This window comes from Pseudomonas sp. Irchel s3a12, from assembly GCF_900187485.1.
Lineage (GTDB): Bacteria > Pseudomonadota > Gammaproteobacteria > Pseudomonadales > Pseudomonadaceae > Aquipseudomonas > Aquipseudomonas neuropathica.
In genome coordinates, this window is the sequence record NZ_FYDN01000010.1 from 260,619 (window position 1) to 278,687 (window position 18,069).

The window sequence follows — 18,069 nt, forward strand, 5'->3', positions numbered from 1 at the left end:
TTATGGCGCGTCGCTACCGTGAGATAGCCGTCCTCCATGTTTGGTTCCAACGACGACAAGAAGACCCCAGCTGCGGCTGGCGAGAAGAAAAGCCTGTTCGGATGGCTGCGTAAGAAACCGCAGGAACCCGTCGTCGAACAGCCGCCGGTGATTCCTGAGCCAGCGCCTGCGCCGGCGCCGGCTCCAGTCATAGAAGAAGAGCCGGCACCGATTGTGCTGCCGATTGCCGAGCCGGTGTTGCAACCGGTTGAGCCTGAGCCAGAGCCTGAAGCGCCTGTGGCGGCTGAACTACCGCTGACTCCTGCGGCTGAACCGTGGCTGACCTTGCCGGTGGCGGAAGAGCCGGTGGCGTTGGTTGAAGAAGCTGCGCCACACATCACCCCGGAAATTCCAGCGCCTGCTGCGTTGGTGCCCGAGGTGGCTCGGGCGCCTGTGGTTGAGCCGGTTGTCGAGCCTGCGCCGGTTGTTGCTGAGCCTGTTGCGCCGGCGTTTGTTGCTCCTGTCGTTCAACAGCCCGAGCCTGCACCTGCACCTGCACCTGCACCTGCACCTGCACCTGCACCGGTCGTCGCTGCGCCAGTTGTGCCGGTTGAAGTGGTTACCGAGGCCCCAGTCGAAGCCCCGCGCACCGAAGAAACCAAAGCCGGTTTCTTCGCCCGTCTCAAGCAAGGCCTGTCGAAAACCAGCGCCAGCATCGGCGAGGGCATGGCCAGCTTGTTCCTCGGCCGCAAAACCATTGATGACGACCTGCTCGATGACCTCGAAACCCGTCTGCTCACCGCCGACGTCGGCGTCGAAGCCACCACGCAAATCATCCAGCGCCTGACCCAGAAGGTCGCCCGCAAAGAGCTGGCCGACGCCGACGCGCTGTACAAATCCCTGCAGGCCGAACTGGCAGCGATGCTCAAGCCGGTCGAACAACCGCTGAAAATCGTTTCGCAGAACAAGCCGTTCGTTATTCTGGTGGTTGGCGTCAACGGCGCCGGCAAGACCACCACCATCGGCAAACTGGCGAAGAAGCTGCAACTGGAAGGCAAGAAAGTCATGCTCGCCGCCGGTGACACCTTCCGCGCCGCTGCCGTGGAACAGCTGCAAGTCTGGGGCGAGCGCAACAAGATCCCGGTCATCGCCCAGCACACCGGCGCCGACTCGGCTTCAGTGATCTTCGACGCCGTGCAGGCCGCCAAGGCCCGTGGTATCGATGTATTGATCGCTGACACTGCCGGTCGCCTGCACACCAAAGACAACCTGATGGAAGAACTGAAAAAAGTTCGCCGGGTGATCGGCAAGCTCGACGCCGACGCGCCGCACGAAGTGCTGCTGGTGCTCGACGCCGGTACTGGCCAGAACGCGATCAACCAGGCCAAGCAATTCAACCAGACCGTCGAACTGACCGGTCTGGCGCTGACCAAGCTCGACGGCACTGCCAAGGGCGGCGTGATTTTCGCCCTGGCCAAGCAGTTCGGCTTGCCGATCCGCTACATCGGCGTCGGTGAAGGCATCGACGACTTACGCACTTTTGAAGCCGAACCCTTTGTCCAGGCACTGTTTGCCGAGCGGGAGCGTTCATGATTCGTTTCGAACAGGTCGGTAAACGCTACCCGAACGGTCACGTCGGCTTGCATGAGCTGAGCTTTCGAGTCCGTCGTGGCGAGTTCTTGTTTGTCACCGGTCACTCCGGCGCCGGTAAATCCACGTTGTTGCGCCTGTTGCTGGCGATGGAGCGTCCGACCAGCGGCAAACTGCTGCTGGCTGGGCAAGACCTGAGCACCATCAGCAACGCGCAGATTCCGTTCCTGCGTCGGCAGATCGGCGTGGTGTTCCAGAATCACCAGTTGCTGTTTGATCGCACGGTGTTCAACAACGTCGCCTTGCCGCTGCAGATTCTTGGCTTGTCCAAGGCCGAAATCGCCAAGCGTGTCGATTCGGCGCTGGAGCGCGTGGCGCTGTCGGATAAAACCGATCTGTATCCGGGCGACCTGTCCACCGGTCAGCAACAGCGTGTCGGCATTGCTCGCGCCATCGTGCACCGTCCGGCCTTGCTGCTGGCGGACGAACCGACCGGTAACCTCGACCCGCGTCTGGCGGCTGAAATCATGGGCGTGTTCGAAGACATTAATCGTCTGGGCACCAGCGTGCTGATCGCCAGTCACGACCTGGCGCTGATCGCGCGCATGCGTCACCGCATGCTGACCCTGCAACGCGGCCGATTGATCGGCGACGGGGAGGCCGGAGAATGAGTGCGACACGCAGTCCGAAGGTTTCCGAACGTGTGGCGCCGAAAGCCGCCGATCCGCAACCACCGAAGAAGAAAAAACACGACGAAGACGATGGCCCGGACTTCGCCACGCTGTTCCGTGCCTGGGTCGAAAGCCATCGCGCCAGTCTGCTCGACAGCCTGCGTCGTCTCGGCAAGCAGCCGATCGGCAGCTTCTTCACCTGCATGGTGATGGCGGTCGCGCTGAGTCTGCCAATGGGCTTGTCCCTGTTGCTCAACAACGTCGAGCGTCTTGGCGGTTCGTGGCAGCGTGCAGCGCAGATTTCGCTGTATCTGCAACTCGACGCCAGCCCGCAGCAGGGCGAGTCGTTGCGCGAGCAGATCAAAGGCATGCCCGGCGTAGCGGATGCTGAATATGTCGGCCGCGATCAGGCGCTGGAAGAGTTTCAGCAGCAATCCGGGTTGGGTGAAGCCCTGCGCGAGCTGCCGGAGAACCCGTTGCCGGGCGTGGTGCTGGTCACCCCGAATGAGGTCGACAAGCCGACGCTGGAAGCATTAAGACAAAAACTTTCCGAATTGCCCAAGGTACAACAGGCGCAACTTGATCTAGTCTGGGTCGAGCGTCTGGCCGCCATCCTCAAGCTTGGCGATCGTTTTGTCTTCGGTCTGACGGTGCTTTTGGTTTCTGCATTACTTTTGGTGATAGGCAATACCATTCGTCTTCATATTGAAAACCGCCGCACCGAGATAGAAGTGATTAAACTCGTCGGCGGCACTGACAGTTATGTGCGTCGCCCTTTCCTTTATATGGGCGCGTTGTATGGCTTCGGTGCGGGGCTATTGTCCTGGGGCGTCTTGGCGTTCGGCCTGAACTGGCTGAACGATGCGGTGGTTGGGCTGGCCGGTTTGTACGGCAGTGATTTCGCTCTGGCCGGAGTGCCAGTTGCCGACGGTCTGTCGCTCTTGCTTGGCGCGGTGCTGTTGGGTTATATCGGTGCATGGATTGCAGTCGCACGCCATCTCAGGGAGCTGGCGCCGAAGTAGAATCTTTTTTGCGCGTGATTGACCTCGCGGTTTTTTGGGAACTTGTATTTGAGTTCCCGGTCAATTTTTCGCAGTGCTGAGAAGCACGAGTATGTAAGTGGGAGGTTTTTTCGCATGACCAATTCTTTGCAACCTGCGTATGCGTTGGTTCCGGGTGCGAACCTGGAAGCCTACGTGCACACCGTCAACAGCATTCCATTGCTGACGCCGGAGCAGGAGCGTGAACTGGCCGAGAGTCTCTACTATGAGCAGGATTTGGGGGCGGCTCGGCAGATGGTGCTCGCCCACCTGCGTTTTGTTGTACATATCGCCCGTAGTTATTCCGGCTACGGTCTGGCTCAGGCTGACCTGATCCAGGAAGGTAACGTCGGCCTGATGAAGGCCGTGAAGCGCTTCAACCCGGAAATGGGTGTGCGTCTGGTGTCGTTCGCTGTGCACTGGATCAAGGCGGAAATTCACGAGTTCATCCTGCGCAACTGGCGCATTGTGAAAGTCGCGACCACCAAGGCCCAGCGCAAGCTATTCTTCAACCTGCGCAGCCAGAAGAAACGTCTGGCGTGGCTGAACAACGAGGAAGTCCACCGTGTGGCGGAAAGCCTCGGCGTTGAACCGCGTGAAGTGCGCGAGATGGAAAGTCGCCTGACCGGCCACGACATGGCCTTCGACCCGGCTGCTGAAGCCGACGATGACAGCGCTTTTCAATCGCCGGCCAACTACCTGGAAGACCACCGGTACGACCCGGCGCGTCAACTGGAAGATGCCGATTGGAGCGACAACTCCAACCACAACCTGCACGAAGCGCTGGAAGTGCTGGACGAACGTAGCCGCGACATCCTCTACCAGCGCTGGCTGGCAGAAGAGAAAGCCACGCTGCATGATCTGGCGCAGAAGTACAACGTGTCGGCCGAGCGGATCCGTCAACTCGAGAAGAGCGCGATGAACAAGCTCAAGTTGTCGATCGCCGCATAACCGGCGAGCAGGCAATAAAAAACGCCCCGATCAGCGATGATCGGGGCGTTTTCATTTCTGGCTTCACACAAAACCAATGTAGGAGTGAGCCTGCTCGCGATAGCGGTGTGACAGTCAGCATTGCCGTCACTGATGTACCGCTATCGCGAGCAGGCTCACTCCTACATTTAGATCCTCGGTGTTATCGCGACCACGGTGCCCGGCGCGAATCGTTGAGCCCCAACAGATAACTATCCCCACCCAACTGACTCATCTGCTGCCGAATCCACCCGGCCCGCCGCGAGACATAAGCGGTCGGATGGCTGGCACTCCAGACACGCGGATTGGGCAGAACAGCCGCCAGATAACTCGCCTGCTGCCGTGACAACGACTTCGCGCTCACACCAAAGTGATGGCGGGCTGCGGCTTCGGCGCCAAACACCCCGTCATCCCACTCGACGCTGTTGAGATACACCTCAAGAATCCGCTGCTTGGGCCAGAACACCTCGATCAGCGCAGTAAACCACGCCTCCAGGCCTTTACGCAGATAGCTGCGACCGGCCCACAGAAACAGGTTTTTCGACACCTGCTGGCTCAAAGTGCTCGCGCCGCGAATCGAGCCGCCAAGCTCGTTGTGGGCCAATGCAGCCTGGATCGCACTGAAATCAAAACCCCAATGCTCGGGAAACTTCTGATCCTCACCGGCCATGACCGCCACTTTGAGGTCGTCGGAGATCTCGTCCCACGGCTTCCACGTGCGTTGCAGGTCAATTGGCTCACCGTCGACCCAGGACTCGATCTTGCGTTCGACCATCAACGCCGTACCCGGCGGCGGCACGAAGCGAAACACCAGCACCAGCAAGACGCTGCCGCCGGCGAACCAGAGCAGGGCCTTCGTGAGACGACGGAAAATAGTACGCAGCATAGAGATGGCTTGGCCGAACCGGTGGAGCGGGCCATTATACAGACCCTGCCGATCGCGTCTGACTGGAGTTCCCAATGCTGCGTGGCTTTTTGATGCTGGCCGCTTTTTTCGGTTTCACCGGGGTCGCCTTGGGTGCATTCGCCGCCCATGGCCTGAAAAACCGTCTGACACCCGAGTATCTGGCGATCTTCCATACCGGCGTCACCTATCAATTGGTGCACACCTTGGCGCTGTTTGGTGTGGCGCTGCTGGCCACACAGATTCAGGGTCGACTGGTCACTTGGGCCGGCGTGTCATTCACCATTGGCATCCTGCTGTTCTCCGGCAGCCTGTACGTGCTGACCACCACCGGCATCAGCAAGCTCGGCATCATCACCCCGTTTGGTGGCCTGGCGTTCCTGATTGGCTGGCTATGCCTGGGCCTCGCCGCCTGGCGCTTGCAACCAACCGCTTGACGCTTGGTGCTGACCTTTAGGTCATGATCGGGCTAGAATGCCAGCCCCTAAAAATGATGGCGGCGTTACGCATGCGCATTCAGTTGAACGGTGAATCCCTTGAACTGCCCGACGGTGAAACCGTTGCGGGCCTGATCACCCGTCTGGAACTGACCGGACGCCGGGTGGCAGTCGAACTCAATCTGGATATCGTCCCGCGCAGCCAGCATGCCGACACCACGCTCAACGACGGCGACAACGTTGAAGTGGTGCACGCCATCGGCGGCGGCTGATCGCCCGCCCCGCAAGGGCACAGAATTCTGCAAGACCCTCACTCCTAAAGAGGATTCCCCATGAGCATCGTTCGTAGCGACAAGCCTTTTGTGCTGGCCGGTCGTACTTACCAGTCGCGTTTGCTGGTCGGTACCGGCAAGTACCGTGACATGGAAGAAACCCGTCAGGCCATCGAAGCCTCGGGTGCCGAGATCGTCACCTTCGCCGTGCGCCGCACCAACCTGGGCCAGATCGAAGGCGAGCCGAACCTGCTCGACGTGCTGTCGCCGGAGCGCTACACCTTCCTGCCGAACACCGCCGGTTGTTACGACGCCATCGAAGCTGTGCGCACCTGCCGCCTGGCCCGTGAGCTGCTCGATGGCCACAACCTGGTGAAGCTGGAAGTACTGGCCGACCAGAAGACCCTGTTCCCTAACGTCATCGAAACCCTCAAGGCCGCGGAAACGCTGGTCAAGGAAGGCTTCGACGTGATGGTGTACACCAGCGATGACCCGATCATCGCCCGCCAACTGGCGGAAATCGGCTGCATCGCGGTCATGCCGCTGGCCGGTCTGATCGGTTCCGGTCTGGGGATCTGCAACCCGTACAACCTGCAGATCATCCTCGAAGAAGCCAAAATCCCTGTGCTGGTCGATGCCGGTGTCGGCACTGCGTCCGATGCGACCATCGCCATGGAACTGGGTTGCGATGCGGTGCTGATGAACTCGGCCATCGCCCACGCCCAGCAGCCGGTGATGATGGCTGAAGCCATGAAACACGCCATCGTTGCAGGCCGTCTGGCCTACCTCGCTGGCCGTATGCCGAAAAAACTCTATGCCAGCGCCTCTTCGCCGCTGGATGGTCTGATCAAGTAAGAGCCATTGATGACTGAATCGAACGACACGCCTGTCCAGACGGAAGAGGGCGACGAGCGCCAACACCGCCGCATCAAGAGCTTCGTGATGCGCGCCGGGCGCATGACCGAAGGCCAGCAACGCGGCCTGGATCAGGGCGCGCCGCTTTACGTGCTGCCGCTGGCCGACACCCCGGTGGATTACGATCAAGTGTTCGGCCGTTCGGCACCGCGCTCGCTGGAGATCGGTTTCGGCATGGGCCACTCGCTGCTGGAAATGGCTGCGGCCGCGCCGGATCAGGACTTCATCGGCGTTGAGGTTCACCGTCCGGGTGTTGGCGCGCTGCTCAATGGCGTGCTGACTCAGGGCCTGACCAACCTGCGGGTCTATGATTGCGACGCGATCGAAGTGCTCAACCGCTGCATCGCCGACAACAGTCTCGATCGCCTGATGCTGTTCTTCCCGGATCCGTGGCACAAGAGCCGTCACCACAAGCGCCGTATCGTTCAGGCCTCGTTCGCTGAGCTAGTGCGCAGCAAGTTGAAGGTTGGCGGCATTCTGCACATGGCCACCGACTGGGAACCGTACGCCGAGTACATGCTGGAAGTGATGAACGTCGCCCCGGGCTACCGCAACCTCGCCGAAGACGGCAAGTGCGTACCACGCCCGGCCGAACGCCCGATCACCAAGTTCGAACGCCGCGGCGAACGACTGGGCCATGGCGTGTGGGACCTGAAGTTCGAAAAACTCGCTTAAGCATCACGCAACACCCCTGTAGGAGCTGCGGCACGCTGCGATCTTTGATCTTGATTTTGAAGATCAAAGATCGCAGCGTGCCGCAGCTCAGTTGTTTCTGGAGTTTGCTCAAGTTTGGCTATGATCCGCCGACAGCTCGAGGCCCCCATTTGTAAAGGAAGACAAATCTTGAAAGCCATTTTTGCCTGCACGCTGGTTCTGGGTCTCATTTGTTGCGCAGCGTGCGAACGGGTAGTCAGTCCCGAGGAATACTTCGCGAGTGCGCAGAGAACGGCGGCAAAGATCGAGCGCGACGCCAATGACCGGATCAAGCGTGAGGCCGCCGGGGAAAGCGTGCAATACACCCCTGAACAGTTGCGCGTTGCCGAAGGTGATCTCGAGGCTCTTGTGGACAACCTCAAGCATGCGTCGGACGGCGGGCACACGCTGGCCACCTATTTTTTGGCCAGCCTGCAGGACAACCCGATGTTTTCCGAGCAGACGCGCTTACAGACCTGTGGTCTTTATCAGCAGGCCATGGATGATGGGGTGTTAGCGGCTGCGGTGGGCTATTACCATTTGTGCGACAAAGCGTATGAACGATTTGATGCGCAAAATCCTGATCATTTGAAATTCTTGCAGTCTCTCGAGCAGTTGCTGCTCAAGCCTGATGCGCATGCTGACGACTATCCGTTGCAGGCCAAACGTTCGCTGTGTTTCGAAGAAAACGGGGCGCCTGCCGGCAAGGTCGGGCCGATGGCCGCCATGCGAGCCCGCGCAGCTGGCTTGGTATTGTCCGAAGACCAGTTTCGGGCTGAGGCTTACTACATACTCGCGTTGACTCGTGTGAACGGCAGCGATATGCGCGACAGCGGCAATATCGAACACTTCGATAAAGCGATAGCGCTGGGCTGCAAGGATTCCGTTGGCCTCAAGGCGATCCTTCAGGCGCAGAGCCGCTTATCGAAGAATCATTGAACCAAGGCCCAATAGTGGGAGCGAGCCTGCTCGCGAAAGCGGTCTGACAATCAACGATGTTGTTGGATGTTAAGACGCCTTCGCGAGCAGGCTCGCTCCCACAGTTGTTTTGGGGCGTTTGCGGAGTCAGCGGCGGTCGGCGACTACGCCGATGAGGACGAGGACTACCAGCAACACAGGCGCCAGGCTGTAGTTGTTGAACTGGCTCAAACCCTTGATCACCCACGGCGTGGCGTAGATCAGCGCGGCGCCGCTGCCGATCACGCACAGTAGGGCCATCAGTGGCACGCGCAGGGCGCCGGCGATGCTGCCCAAGCGTTGCTCGACCCACCCTTTGAAGTCGGCGCCGAACAGCACCAGCAGGCAGCCCACCAGGGCCAGAGCGATTTCCGAGAGGTTGCTGCGGCTCCAGCGGGAGACGGTGGCGAGCAGGTCGAGTATCAAATCCATGCGTTTTCCCTTAGCACTGAAGTCAGTTCAGAAATTGTTGCAGCAAGTCGTTGAGGAACAACTGTCCGCGCTCGGTGGCCGCCAGACGTGACGGTTCGACCTGCAACAGACCGCTTTGTTCTGCCGCGGCCCGGCCTTCAGCGAGGCTTTCCAGCGACAGCCCGGTGCGCTCAGGATACAGGTGCGATTCGACGCCTGCGGTCAGGCGCAAAGCGTTCATCAGAAACTCGAACGGCATCTCGTCGTTGGTCAGCGCTTTCTCGCCGGCTTGAAAGCTTTTTGCCGGGTTGAGATAGTCCTTCGGCAAACGGGTTTTCCAGGTGCGAACGATGCGTCCGTCCGGGTGGCTGAGCTTGCCATGCGCACCCGCGCCAATGCCGATGAAGTCGCCAAAACTCCAGTAATTGAGGTTGTGCCGCGCCGGCCGGCCCGCCTGGGCATAAGCCGACACTTCGTATTGCGCATAACCGTGTTCCGCCAGCAGCGCTTGCCCGGCCTCTTGAATGTCCCACAGCGTGTCATCTTCCGGCAGCACCGGCGGCTGGTTCCAGAACACGGTGTTCGGCTCCAGCGTCAGTTGATACCAGGAAATGTGCGTCGGATTCAGTGCGATGGCCTGGCGCAGGTCGCTCAAGGCATCGTCCAGCGACTGGTCGGGCAAACCGTGCATCAAGTCGAGATTGAAGTTATCGAACCCGGCCTGACGTGCCATGCCGGCCGCACGCACCGCTTCGTCACCGTTGTGAATCCGCCCCAGCGCCTTGAGCTTTTCTTGCTGGAAGCTCTGGATGCCGATCGACAGGCGATTGATCCCCAGCTTGCGGTAGGCGACGAACTTCTCTTGCTCGAAGGTCCCGGGGTTGGCTTCCAGAGTGATTTCGATGTCGTGGGCAAACGGAATGCGCTGTTCGACGCCTTCCAGCAGCCGCCCGAGGGCTTCGGCGCTGAACAGGCTCGGCGTGCCGCCACCAAAGAAGATCGAACTGATTTCACGACCGTACACGGCGTGCAGGTCCTGATCGAGATCGGCCAACAGCGCATCAACGTATTCCTGCTCCGGCAAAACCGGGCTGGCGGTGTGTGAGTTGAAATCGCAATACGGACATTTGCGCACACACCACGGGATGTGGATGTACAGCGCCAGGGGCGGCAGCGTCGGCAACGGCGCCCGAGGCGAAGAGGCGGCGCCGCCGACAATCAGCGACGACGCAGAAGAATCACCGGTCATTTCAGGCCCAGACGCTGGCGCAGCAGATCCATTGCACGGGCGCGGTGGCTGATCTGGTTCTTGTCGGCCGGACTCAGTTCGGCGCTGGACACATCACGCTCCGGCACCCAGAACAGCGGGTCATAACCGAAACCGTGCTCGCCGCTGGCAGCGCTCAGTATCCGTCCGTGCCACAGGCCTTCGCAGAGAATCGGCAACGGATCGTCAGCGTGACGCACCAGCGCCAGCACGCAAACGAACTGCGCACCGCGCTCGGCTTCCGGCACATCTTTCAGTGCATCGAGCAATTTGGCATTGTTCGCCGCATCGCCCTTGCCGTCGGCATAGCGCGCCGAATAGATGCCTGGCGCACCGCCAAGGAAATCCACCGCCAGACCGGAATCGTCGGCCAGCGCCGGCAACCCGGAAATGCGTGCGGCGTTGCGTGCCTTGAGGATCGCGTTCTCGACGAACGACAGACCGGTTTCTTCCGGCTCGACCTTGCTCCACTCGCCAATCGAGCGCAGTTGCACCGATTCGCCGAGCATGGCCTGGAGTTCTTTGAGTTTGCCGGCGTTATGGCTGGCCAGTACGAGCTGCTTGATGTTCATCATTCGCCGGGAAAGAGTTCTTGGTTGAAATTGATGGTGTTGATCTTGTCGCCGTTCTGCACCTTGATTTCAAAGGTGCGGGTTTCCTGCTGAGGCACCGGGTACTGGGCGATGTAGTAGATCGCACCCTGCTCGGTGACTTGCTTGAAATTCAGCGGCACGCTCTGGCTGGTCAGGTCTTTGACCGTGCCGGTGACATTGGCGACCAGCGGTTTGCCGTCCTTGATCACCGAGACATTGATCACGCCCTGATTTTTGCTGCGAATCAGTTCAGCCGCCTTGGCGATGTCCGGCGTCAGAAACGTCGAGTTGAAAGTGTTGTAGTGCACCGTGACATCGCCGAAGGTTTCCTTGCGTTCGCCCTTGATGACGTCGGCCGCCATGGCGCTGGCGCTCAGGCAGGCAGTCAATAACAACAACGCTAAACGACCCATGATCGTGCTCCTCGAAATGACGGGATTCAGACCGCGACTTTGTGGTCTGCAAGCTGCGGGCTGCTGACGCGGTAGATACCGATCTCACCTAACAGATTAGGCCATAGCTTACTGGCCCACCCGTGGCGGTGCTGTTGATCCACGGCAAGCCGATCAATGACCTTCGCATCACGTTCGCGGCAAAGTTCTTCAAAGTCTTCGAAGGTGCAGAAGTGAATGTTCGGTGTGTTGTACCAGGTGTACGGCAGAAACTCGGACACCGGCATGCGGCCTTTGCTTGCCAGGTACCAGCGGCAGCGCCAGTGCCCGAAGTTCGGGAAGGTGATGATGCACTGACGGCCGACCCGGAGCATTTCGTCGAGGATCTTGTCCGGGTAATGCACGGCTTGCAGGGCCTGGGTCATGACGACGATGTCGAAACTGTTGCTGGCGAAGTTGCCCAGCCCCTTGTCCAGATCCTGTTCGATGACGTTGACGCCTTTGGCCACGCACTGGGCGATGTTGTCGGCGTCGTTTTCCAGGCCATAACCGGTGACGTTCTTGTTGTCGCGCAGCCAGGTCAGCAGCTCGCCGTCACCGCAACCGAGGTCGAGGACGCGGCTGCCGGCGGGGATCCATTCCTGGATGATTTCCAGATCAGCTCTCATGGCTTTCTCACAGCGTGATGCGGTTCATGTAATTGCCGAACGCCTGCAAGTAGCGCGGGATCGGAATCAGGAAGGCGTCGTGGCCCTGCGGTGCGTCGATTTCCAGATAGCTGACGTCTTTGCGCGCCGCCATCAGTGCATCCACCAGTTCCCGCGAGCGGGCAGGGGAGAAGCGCCAGTCGGTGGTGAACGACATCACGCAGAACTTGGCCGTGGCGTTTTCAAAGGTTTTCGCCAGGTTATCGTCGAAGTTCGCTGCCGGATCGAAGTAGTCCAGCGCCTTGGTCATCAACAGATACGTGTTGGCGTCGAAGCGTCCGGAGAACTCTTCGCCCTGATAACGCAGGTAGCTTTCGACCTGGAACTCGACGCTGTGGAAGTCGTAGTTGAGCTTCTCGCTCTTGAGGCCACGGCCGAATTTCTCGCCCATGGAATCGTCGGACAGATAAGTGATGTGCCCGACCATGCGCGCCAGCATCAAGCCGCGTTTGGGGATCACGCCGGCTTCCTGGAACGAACCGCCGTGGAATTCCGGGTCGGTGAGGATCGCCTGACGCGCAACTTCGTTGAAGGCGATGTTCTGCGCCGACAGTTTTGGCGCCGAGGCGATAGCCAGACAATGGCGCACGCGGTCCGGGTAAGTGATGGTCCATTGCAATGCCTGCATGCCGCCGAGGCTACCGCCGATGACGGCCGCCCACTGGCCGATGCCGAGCAGGTCGGCCAGGCGCGCCTGGCTGTGTACCCAGTCCTCCACGGTCAGCACCGGGAAGTCGGCACCGAATGGCTTGCCGGTCTCCGGGTTAATGCTGCTGGGGCCGGTGGAGCCGTTGCAGCCGCCCAGATTATTCAGACTAACCACGAAGAACTTGCTGGTGTCGATCGGTTTGCCGGGGCCGATGCAGCTGTCCCACCAACCGGGTTTGCGGTCGTCGGGGCTGTGGTAGCCGGCGGCGTGGTGATGGCCGGACAAGGCGTGGCAGATCAGCACGGCGTTGCTCGCCTGTGCGTTGAGCGTGCCGTAGGTTTCGTAGATCAGGTCATAAGCGGGCAGCGAACGGCCACAGGCCAAGGCCAGAGGTTCGCTGAAGTGCGCCGTTTGCGGCGTCACCAGACCAACAGAATCGGGGGGAAAGGCAGCTGGCATCGACCCTGCTCTCGTTGAAATGAGGCGTAAGTCTAAAGACCGGGGGGGTTAGCGGCAAGCAACTACCTGCGCTCGTTCCCACGCTCTGCGTGGGAATGCCTCATTGGACGCTCGGCGTCCGCTTCGGCAGGGGACGCGGAGCGTCCCGGGATGCATTCCCACGCGGAGCGTGGGAACGATCAGCGCATTAGGTCAGGCAAATCCGGCAACTTCTTCGGCGAGCAGATCTTCACTCGCTTCTGCCGGTTCAACTCGCCACTGAGCAAACTGACTTGGCTTTTGGACACCCCAAACGCCTTGGCCAGAAAGCCCATCAGATAAGCATTGGCCTTGCCCTCAACCGGCGGTGCAGTCAGACGAATCTTCAGGCGATCCCCATGCAGCCCGGCGAAGTCATCGCTGCGGGCTGCCGGTTGCAGGTGACACTCGAGGATCAAGTCGTCACCGTCCCATCGAAACCAGCTCACATCAGCAGACGGAGGATTTCCGGCATCATCGTCATCGCCGCCAGATTGTTGATCACCAGCATGTCGATCAGTTTCAGCGCGAGGAAGGCGAAGATCGGCGACAGATCCAGACCGCCAAGGTTTGGCAGGATTTTGCGGAACGGCGCCAGCGCCGGCTCGCAGATCTGGTTGACCAGCTCAGCACCCGGATTGTGGCTGCCCGGTGCAACCCACGACAGAATCACGCTGATGATCAGGGCGAAGAAGAAGATCTTCAGGAACAGCGCGGTCACGCCGATCAGCGACCAGATAAACAGTTGCAGCGGGTTACCGGTGGTGCCGTAAGTCAGCAGCAGGGTCAACGCCATCAGCGCCAGTTGCACCAGAATCGCCAGCACCAGCGACGACATGTCCAGACCAAACAGGCTCGGAATGATCCGGCGCAGTGGTTTGAGCAGTGGCTGGGTCGCTTTGACGATGAACTGGCACAGCGGGTTGTAGAAGTTCGCCCGCACCAGTTGCAGTACGAAACGCAGCAGCACGATCAGCAGGTACAGACTGCCGAGGGTTTGCAGCACGTAAACCGCTGCGGTATTCAATCCAATCATGTAAGGCTCCTTATTTGCCCAGTTGTTCGGCCATTTCGGCCGAGCGGTGCGCGGCGGCGCCGAGTGCGGTTTCGACCAGTGCTTCAAAGCCATTGGCCTGGAATGATTTGATTGCAGCTTCCGTGGTGCCGTTTGGCGAAGTCACGCGGCGGCGCAGTTCGGCGGCGTCAACGTCGCTGGAGACGGCCATATGCGCGGCGCCCAGTGCGGTCTGCAGGGTCAGTTGTTCTGCGATGTCTTTCGGCAGGCCGAGTTTGACGCCGGCGGCGGTCATGGCTTCGATCAGCAAGAAGAAATAGGCAGGGCCGGAACCTGACACAGCGGTCACGGCGTCCAGTTGCTGTTCTTCCTTCAGCCACAAGGCGATGCCGACGGCGGACAGCAGCTCTTCGGCTTGCTGGCGTTGCTCGGCGGTCACTTCGCTGGTGGCGTACAAGCCGCTGACGCCCTGACGCAGCAGCGCCGGGGTGTTGGGCATGCAGCGCACGATCGGCTGCTCGCCGAGCCACGCAGTCATGCTGGCGCAGGTGATACCGGCAGCAATCGAAACCACCAATTGATTGGGTTTCAGGCTTGGGCGAATCGCTTCGCACACGGTTTTCATTGCCTGCGGCTTGACCGCCAGTACGATCACATCGACGCCGTCGATGGCCTGAGCGTTATCGGCGAAGGTTTCGATGCCGTGTTCGGCACTGACCTTGGCGCGGGTTTCTTCACCCGGGTCGCTGGCACGGATCTGCCCGGCTTCCAGCCCCTTGGCGCGCAGGCCGCCAATCAGACTGGCCGCCATGTTGCCCGCACCGATAAACGCAATACGTGTGTTGCTCATGTGTGGTCCTTATCTGGAAACGTTCAAGATTGGGAATAGTCGCGGGCGCCAAACAGGGCCGTACCGATACGAACCCAGGTGGCGCCTTGGGCGATGGCCGACTCAAGGTCGTGGCTCATGCCCATGGAAAGTGTGTCGAGCGGCAGATCAAGGCTCGCCTGCAATTTCTGCACGGCGGCGAAGGCCGCGTCTTGCTCGGCGCGGTCGTCGGTCGGCTCGGGAATCGCCATCAGGCCGCGCAGTTTCAGGCGCGGCAGTGCGCTGATCGCGGCGGCCAATGCCGGCAGGTCAGCCGGAGTGCAGCCGGATTTACTGGCTTCGCCGCTGACATTGACCTGAACGCAGATGTTCAGCGGCGGCAGTTCAGCCGGGCGCTGTTCGGACAAGCGTTGAGCGATTTTCAGGCGATCCACGGAATGCACCCAGTCGAAATGCTCGGCGATGGCGCGAGTCTTGTTCGATTGAATGGGGCCGATGAAGTGCCAGATCAAGGGCAGGTCAGCCAGTTCGAGCTGTTTGCCCAAGGCTTCCTGCAGGTAGTTCTCGCCAAAGTCACGCAGGCCGGCGGCATATGCTTCGCGCAGGGCCTGGGCGGGTTTGGTCTTGCTGACCGCGAGCAACTGGACGCTGTTTTCAGCGCGGTTTGCAGCTGTTACCGCTGCCTGGATGCGCGAACTAACCAGTTGGATGTTGTCTGCTATCGTGGACATCAAGAGGCGCCAGCGGTCGGAAGGTTCGCGGCATTCTACTGGAATTGAGGAGCGCTATGGATATCACTGAACTGCTGGCCTTCAGCGCCAAACAAGGCGCTTCCGACCTGCACCTGTCGGCCGGTCTGCCGCCGATGATCCGTGTCGATGGCGATGTGCGGCGGATCAATCTGCCGGCGCTGGATCACAAGCAAGTGCACGAACTGATCTACGACATCATGAACGACACCCAGCGGGTCGACTTCGAGAAACATCTGGAAACCGACTTTTCCTTCGAAGTGCCGGGTGTGGCGCGTTTCCGCGTCAACGCTTTCAACCAGAACCGTGGCGCAGGCGCCGTATTCCGTACCATTCCGTCGAAAGTGCTGAGCATGGAAGACCTCGCCATGGGCGACGTCTTCCGCAAGATTACCGATGCGCCGCGCGGTCTGGTGCTGGTCACCGGGCCGACCGGTTCCGGCAAATCAACCACGCTGGCGGCGATGATCGATTACCTCAATACCCACCGGCATCACCACATCCTGACTATCGAAGATCCGATCGAGTTTGTTCACGAATCGCGCAAATGCCTGATCAATCAGCGTGAAGTCCACCGTGATACCCGCAGTTTCGCCACTGCGTTGCGCTCGGCACTGCGTGAAGACCCGGACGTGATTCTGGTCGGCGAGATGCGTGACCTGGAAACCATCCGCCTGGCGCTGACCGCTGCCGAAACCGGGCACTTGGTATTCGGCACGCTGCACACCACCTCGGCGGCGAAAACCATCGACCGCGTGGTCGACGTGTTCCCCGGTGACGAGAAGTCGATGGTGCGTTCGATGCTGTCCGAGTCGTTGCTGGCGGTGGTCTCGCAGACGTTGATCAAGAAGATCGGCGGCGGGCGGGTGGCGGCGCACGAGATCATGCTGGGCACGTCGGCGATCCGTAACCTGATCCGTGAGGACAAGGTGGCGCAGATGTATTCGGCGATTCAGACGGGTGGGTCGTTGGGCATGCAGACACTGGACATGTGCCTGAAGGATCTGCTGACCAAGGGCTTGATCAGCCGCGAGCATGCGCGGGAGAAGGCGCGGACGCCGGATAATTTCTGAGGGAGTGATCGTTCCCACGCTCTGCGTGGGAATGCAGCCCGGGACGCTCTGCGTCCCTGCCGAAGCGGACGCGGAGCGTCCATTGAGGCATTCCCATGCGGAGCATGGGAACGATCGGTATGGTGTTAGCGCTGAACCACGCGCATCTGGTTTTGCTCTTTCGGCAACACACGCTTGGCAACCACGTAATGCTGCTGCCAGTACGGCTTGTTCAGCGTATCGATGCTCACCGCTTTGCCACGACGTGGCGCGTGGATAAAGCGGTCGTTGCCCAAGTAGATGGCAACATGGTTGACCCGACGGCTCTTGATGTTGAAGAAAATCAGGTCGCCCGGCTTCAGATCCTTGCGCTCGACTTTCTCGCCGTGACCGCTGGCCATGGCGTTGGAGGTGCGTGGTAGGTCGAACGTAGCGTCGTTGAACGCGTATTTCACCAGACCGCTGCAATCAAAACCTTTACTTGGGCTGCTGCCGCCCCAACGATAAGGGGTACCGAGGACGTTCACCGCACGGCTCAGCACATTGCTGCTTTCCTTGCTCGCCATCGGTGGCACCAGCTTGCTGTGGCTCTTGCTGCTCAGCGTGGTGGTTTTGCTTTTGCTGCTTTTGCTCGATGGAGCCGAAGCATGGGATTTAGGGGTAAAGCCGTTAACGTTGGGAAGACGTTGCTCACGATTGGTGGCGTGGGCGGCCAGTGGCATTAATAGGCAGATGGTTAGCCATGTCTTGAAAAATGGTCGCATTAGGCGTGGCTCTTTAGTGATAGCGCGCAACTTTATAACAGAGTTTTTTTTCATTCCGAGTCCGTTGGTCGATTCAGTTGGAGGCCAACGGAACCAAATAAGCGGCAAATGGACGCAATTGTCGGACAGAAGTCAGGTGCTATAAGGCTTTGACGGTAGCAACGGTAACATTTGCCGTACGTCGGCTACCTGTAAAAAAGTCACAAAGAATTCAAGAATATTTATCTATCGTGTGAATCGAGGTCTTCATGAACCCCTATCAACAATTTGTTCAGCAGCAAGATACGCACAGCAAAATCATCGGTTATCTGCTGTGGATTTTCGGTTTTACCGGTGCTCACCGCTTCTATTACGGCAAGCCGGTGACCGGGACGATCTGGTTTTTCACCTTCGGTTTGCTGGGTATTGGCTGGCTGATCGATCTGTTCTTGATCCCGGCAATGGATCGCGAGGCGGATCTGCGTTTTACCGCAGGGCCGATCGAGTACAACGTGGCGTGGATTCTGCTGACGTTCCTTGGCGCGCTGGGCGTGCACCGGATGTATCAGGGCAAGTGGATCAGTGGACTGATCTATCTGCTGACAGGCGGGTTGTTCTTTCTGGGGGTGCTGTATGACTTCTGGACGCTGAATGATCAGGTATCCGTACGCAACGCCGAAGGCAGAGGCGCCTTCCAGTAAGCCATCGCTGGCAAGCCAGCTCCCACAGGTTTTTGCGCTAACCCAAAGATAGCGCAA

The 18,069-nt window shown here is 59.8% G+C and carries 23 protein-coding genes; 11 read left to right on the forward strand and 12 right to left on the reverse strand.

Annotated elements, in window-relative coordinates; all coding sequences use genetic code 11:
* Nucleotides 1-36 precede the first annotated feature (36 nt).
* The 4 genes from ftsY (at nucleotide 37) to rpoH (ending at nucleotide 4,231) form a co-directional block, all read left to right on the forward strand.
* Complete coding sequence (ftsY, locus tag CKW14_RS18690) at nucleotides 37-1,572, forward strand: signal recognition particle-docking protein FtsY (protein WP_095125840.1); 1,536 nt, start codon at nucleotides 37-39, stop codon at nucleotides 1,570-1,572.
* Entirely contained in the window at nucleotides 1,569-2,240 is a 672-nt protein-coding gene (ftsE, locus tag CKW14_RS18695) for a cell division ATP-binding protein FtsE (RefSeq protein ID WP_008065082.1), read from the forward strand. Before ftsY ends, ftsE begins: the two co-directional genes overlap by 4 nt.
* On the forward strand, nucleotides 2,237-3,262 hold the full coding sequence (gene ftsX / locus CKW14_RS18700) for a permease-like cell division protein FtsX (RefSeq protein WP_095049452.1): 1,026 nt from the start codon (nucleotides 2,237-2,239) through the stop codon (nucleotides 3,260-3,262). Before ftsE ends, ftsX begins: the two co-directional genes overlap by 4 nt.
* A 114-nt stretch (nucleotides 3,263-3,376) precedes the next feature.
* Entirely contained in the window at nucleotides 3,377-4,231 is an 855-nt protein-coding gene (gene rpoH, locus CKW14_RS18705; RefSeq protein ID WP_003229146.1) for an RNA polymerase sigma factor RpoH, read from the forward strand.
* Nucleotides 4,232-4,412: 181 nt separating this feature from the next.
* Here rpoH and mtgA read toward each other — a convergent pair whose 3' ends face one another.
* Nucleotides 4,413-5,135, reverse strand: a complete 723-nt coding sequence (gene mtgA / locus CKW14_RS18710) for a monofunctional biosynthetic peptidoglycan transglycosylase (RefSeq protein WP_095049453.1) — start codon at nucleotides 5,133-5,135, stop codon at nucleotides 4,413-4,415.
* A 74-nt stretch (nucleotides 5,136-5,209) separates the two neighbouring features.
* Here mtgA and CKW14_RS18715 point away from each other — a divergent pair, with 74 nt between their 5' ends.
* The 5 genes from CKW14_RS18715 (at nucleotide 5,210) to CKW14_RS18735 (ending at nucleotide 8,409) form a co-directional block, all read left to right on the forward strand.
* Nucleotides 5,210-5,590 (forward strand): DUF423 domain-containing protein, encoded by a 381-nt coding sequence (locus CKW14_RS18715; RefSeq protein ID WP_095049454.1) that lies wholly within the window; start codon nucleotides 5,210-5,212, stop codon nucleotides 5,588-5,590.
* Nucleotides 5,591-5,661: 71 nt separating this feature from the next.
* Nucleotides 5,662-5,862, forward strand: a complete 201-nt coding sequence (gene thiS, locus CKW14_RS18720) for a sulfur carrier protein ThiS (RefSeq protein WP_167359915.1) — start codon at nucleotides 5,662-5,664, stop codon at nucleotides 5,860-5,862.
* A gap of 60 nt (nucleotides 5,863-5,922) precedes the next feature.
* On the forward strand, nucleotides 5,923-6,717 hold the full coding sequence (locus tag CKW14_RS18725; RefSeq protein ID WP_007913621.1) for a thiazole synthase: 795 nt from the start codon (nucleotides 5,923-5,925) through the stop codon (nucleotides 6,715-6,717).
* A 9-nt stretch (nucleotides 6,718-6,726) separates the two neighbouring features.
* Entirely contained in the window at nucleotides 6,727-7,452 is a 726-nt protein-coding gene (gene trmB, locus CKW14_RS18730) for a tRNA (guanosine(46)-N7)-methyltransferase TrmB (RefSeq protein ID WP_095049455.1), read from the forward strand.
* Nucleotides 7,453-7,620: 168 nt separating this feature from the next.
* Nucleotides 7,621-8,409 (forward strand): hypothetical protein, encoded by a 789-nt coding sequence (locus tag CKW14_RS18735; RefSeq protein ID WP_095049456.1) that lies wholly within the window; start codon nucleotides 7,621-7,623, stop codon nucleotides 8,407-8,409.
* Between the two features lie 126 nt (nucleotides 8,410-8,535).
* On the opposite strand, the gene CKW14_RS18740 is transcribed toward CKW14_RS18735, so the two are convergent.
* The 10 genes from CKW14_RS18740 to CKW14_RS18785 form a co-directional block, all read right to left on the reverse strand.
* Nucleotides 8,536-8,859: a DUF3392 domain-containing protein gene (locus CKW14_RS18740; protein WP_007913629.1), complete on the reverse strand. Its 324-nt coding sequence runs from the start codon at nucleotides 8,857-8,859 to the stop codon at nucleotides 8,536-8,538.
* A 22-nt stretch (nucleotides 8,860-8,881) separates the two neighbouring features.
* Nucleotides 8,882-10,087, reverse strand: a complete 1,206-nt coding sequence (hemW, locus tag CKW14_RS18745; protein WP_095049457.1) for a radical SAM family heme chaperone HemW — start codon at nucleotides 10,085-10,087, stop codon at nucleotides 8,882-8,884.
* On the reverse strand, nucleotides 10,084-10,680 hold the full coding sequence (gene rdgB / locus CKW14_RS18750) for an RdgB/HAM1 family non-canonical purine NTP pyrophosphatase (RefSeq protein WP_095125841.1): 597 nt from the start codon (nucleotides 10,678-10,680) through the stop codon (nucleotides 10,084-10,086). Before rdgB ends, hemW begins: the two co-directional genes overlap by 4 nt.
* Nucleotides 10,677-11,111: a DUF4426 domain-containing protein gene (locus tag CKW14_RS18755; protein WP_095049459.1), complete on the reverse strand. Its 435-nt coding sequence runs from the start codon at nucleotides 11,109-11,111 to the stop codon at nucleotides 10,677-10,679. Before CKW14_RS18755 ends, rdgB begins: the two co-directional genes overlap by 4 nt.
* A gap of 26 nt (nucleotides 11,112-11,137) precedes the next feature.
* On the reverse strand, nucleotides 11,138-11,758 hold the full coding sequence (gene metW, locus CKW14_RS18760) for a methionine biosynthesis protein MetW (RefSeq protein WP_007913638.1): 621 nt from the start codon (nucleotides 11,756-11,758) through the stop codon (nucleotides 11,138-11,140).
* A 7-nt stretch (nucleotides 11,759-11,765) separates the two neighbouring features.
* Nucleotides 11,766-12,905 carry a homoserine O-acetyltransferase gene (locus CKW14_RS18765; RefSeq protein ID WP_095049460.1) on the reverse strand — a complete coding sequence of 380 codons (1,140 nt, stop codon included), beginning with the start codon at nucleotides 12,903-12,905 and terminating at the stop codon, nucleotides 11,766-11,768.
* A gap of 179 nt (nucleotides 12,906-13,084) precedes the next feature.
* Nucleotides 13,085-13,372: a DUF167 domain-containing protein gene (locus tag CKW14_RS18770; protein ID WP_095049461.1), complete on the reverse strand. Its 288-nt coding sequence runs from the start codon at nucleotides 13,370-13,372 to the stop codon at nucleotides 13,085-13,087.
* Nucleotides 13,369-13,959 (reverse strand): YggT family protein, encoded by a 591-nt coding sequence (locus CKW14_RS18775; RefSeq protein ID WP_095049462.1) that lies wholly within the window; start codon nucleotides 13,957-13,959, stop codon nucleotides 13,369-13,371. Before CKW14_RS18775 ends, CKW14_RS18770 begins: the two co-directional genes overlap by 4 nt.
* A gap of 10 nt (nucleotides 13,960-13,969) precedes the next feature.
* Nucleotides 13,970-14,788 carry a pyrroline-5-carboxylate reductase gene (proC, locus tag CKW14_RS18780; protein WP_095125842.1) on the reverse strand — a complete coding sequence of 273 codons (819 nt, stop codon included), beginning with the start codon at nucleotides 14,786-14,788 and terminating at the stop codon, nucleotides 13,970-13,972.
* Nucleotides 14,789-14,811: 23 nt separating this feature from the next.
* On the reverse strand, nucleotides 14,812-15,498 hold the full coding sequence (locus CKW14_RS18785; protein ID WP_095125843.1) for a YggS family pyridoxal phosphate-dependent enzyme: 687 nt from the start codon (nucleotides 15,496-15,498) through the stop codon (nucleotides 14,812-14,814).
* 56 nt (nucleotides 15,499-15,554) lie between these two features.
* Here CKW14_RS18785 and CKW14_RS18790 point away from each other — a divergent pair, with 56 nt between their 5' ends.
* The gene (locus CKW14_RS18790; RefSeq protein WP_095049465.1) at nucleotides 15,555-16,589 is read left to right on the forward strand and encodes a type IV pilus twitching motility protein PilT; all 1,035 of its coding nucleotides are present in this window, start codon (nucleotides 15,555-15,557) and stop codon (nucleotides 16,587-16,589) included.
* 125 nt (nucleotides 16,590-16,714) lie between these two features.
* Here the strand turns inward: CKW14_RS18790 and CKW14_RS18795 are convergent, their stop codons facing one another.
* Nucleotides 16,715-17,332 (reverse strand): C40 family peptidase, encoded by a 618-nt coding sequence (locus tag CKW14_RS18795; RefSeq protein ID WP_095049466.1) that lies wholly within the window; start codon nucleotides 17,330-17,332, stop codon nucleotides 16,715-16,717.
* A 248-nt stretch (nucleotides 17,333-17,580) separates the two neighbouring features.
* On the opposite strand from CKW14_RS18795, the gene CKW14_RS18800 reads away from it, so the two are divergent.
* Nucleotides 17,581-18,012 carry a TM2 domain-containing protein gene (locus CKW14_RS18800; RefSeq protein WP_007913651.1) on the forward strand — a complete coding sequence of 144 codons (432 nt, stop codon included), beginning with the start codon at nucleotides 17,581-17,583 and terminating at the stop codon, nucleotides 18,010-18,012.
* Nucleotides 18,013-18,069 lie beyond the last annotated feature (57 nt).

Excerpts from the sequence above, each read along its gene's own strand:
- ftsX (WP_095049452.1), top strand. The coding sequence starts at position 2,237 with ATGAGTGCGACACGCAGTCCGAAGGTTTCCGAACGTGTGGCGCCGAAA.
- CKW14_RS18715 (WP_095049454.1), top strand. The coding sequence starts at position 5,210 with ATGCTGCGTGGCTTTTTGATGCTGGCCGCTTTTTTCGGTTTCACCGGG.
- CKW14_RS18785 (WP_095125843.1), bottom strand. The coding sequence starts at position 15,498 with ATGTCCACGATAGCAGACAACATCCAACTGGTTAGTTCGCGCATCCAG.
- CKW14_RS18765 (WP_095049460.1), bottom strand. The coding sequence starts at position 12,905 with ATGCCAGCTGCCTTTCCCCCCGATTCTGTTGGTCTGGTGACGCCGCAA.
- mtgA (WP_095049453.1), bottom strand. The coding sequence starts at position 5,135 with ATGCTGCGTACTATTTTCCGTCGTCTCACGAAGGCCCTGCTCTGGTTC.
- CKW14_RS18775 (WP_095049462.1), bottom strand. The coding sequence starts at position 13,959 with ATGATTGGATTGAATACCGCAGCGGTTTACGTGCTGCAAACCCTCGGC.
- hemW (WP_095049457.1), bottom strand. The coding sequence starts at position 10,087 with ATGACCGGTGATTCTTCTGCGTCGTCGCTGATTGTCGGCGGCGCCGCC.
- CKW14_RS18740 (WP_007913629.1), bottom strand. The coding sequence starts at position 8,859 with ATGGATTTGATACTCGACCTGCTCGCCACCGTCTCCCGCTGGAGCCGC.
- thiS (WP_167359915.1), top strand. The coding sequence starts at position 5,662 with ATGCGCATTCAGTTGAACGGTGAATCCCTTGAACTGCCCGACGGTGAA.
- CKW14_RS18755 (WP_095049459.1), bottom strand. The coding sequence starts at position 11,111 with ATGGGTCGTTTAGCGTTGTTGTTATTGACTGCCTGCCTGAGCGCCAGC.
- metW (WP_007913638.1), bottom strand. The coding sequence starts at position 11,758 with ATGAGAGCTGATCTGGAAATCATCCAGGAATGGATCCCCGCCGGCAGC.
- ftsY (WP_095125840.1), top strand. The coding sequence starts at position 37 with ATGTTTGGTTCCAACGACGACAAGAAGACCCCAGCTGCGGCTGGCGAG.
- proC (WP_095125842.1), bottom strand. The coding sequence starts at position 14,788 with ATGAGCAACACACGTATTGCGTTTATCGGTGCGGGCAACATGGCGGCC.
- CKW14_RS18795 (WP_095049466.1), bottom strand. The coding sequence starts at position 17,332 with ATGCGACCATTTTTCAAGACATGGCTAACCATCTGCCTATTAATGCCA.
- trmB (WP_095049455.1), top strand. The coding sequence starts at position 6,727 with ATGACTGAATCGAACGACACGCCTGTCCAGACGGAAGAGGGCGACGAG.
- CKW14_RS18800 (WP_007913651.1), top strand. The coding sequence starts at position 17,581 with ATGAACCCCTATCAACAATTTGTTCAGCAGCAAGATACGCACAGCAAA.
- rdgB (WP_095125841.1), bottom strand. The coding sequence starts at position 10,680 with ATGATGAACATCAAGCAGCTCGTACTGGCCAGCCATAACGCCGGCAAA.
- ftsE (WP_008065082.1), top strand. The coding sequence starts at position 1,569 with ATGATTCGTTTCGAACAGGTCGGTAAACGCTACCCGAACGGTCACGTC.
- CKW14_RS18725 (WP_007913621.1), top strand. The coding sequence starts at position 5,923 with ATGAGCATCGTTCGTAGCGACAAGCCTTTTGTGCTGGCCGGTCGTACT.
- rpoH (WP_003229146.1), top strand. The coding sequence starts at position 3,377 with ATGACCAATTCTTTGCAACCTGCGTATGCGTTGGTTCCGGGTGCGAAC.
- CKW14_RS18790 (WP_095049465.1), top strand. The coding sequence starts at position 15,555 with ATGGATATCACTGAACTGCTGGCCTTCAGCGCCAAACAAGGCGCTTCC.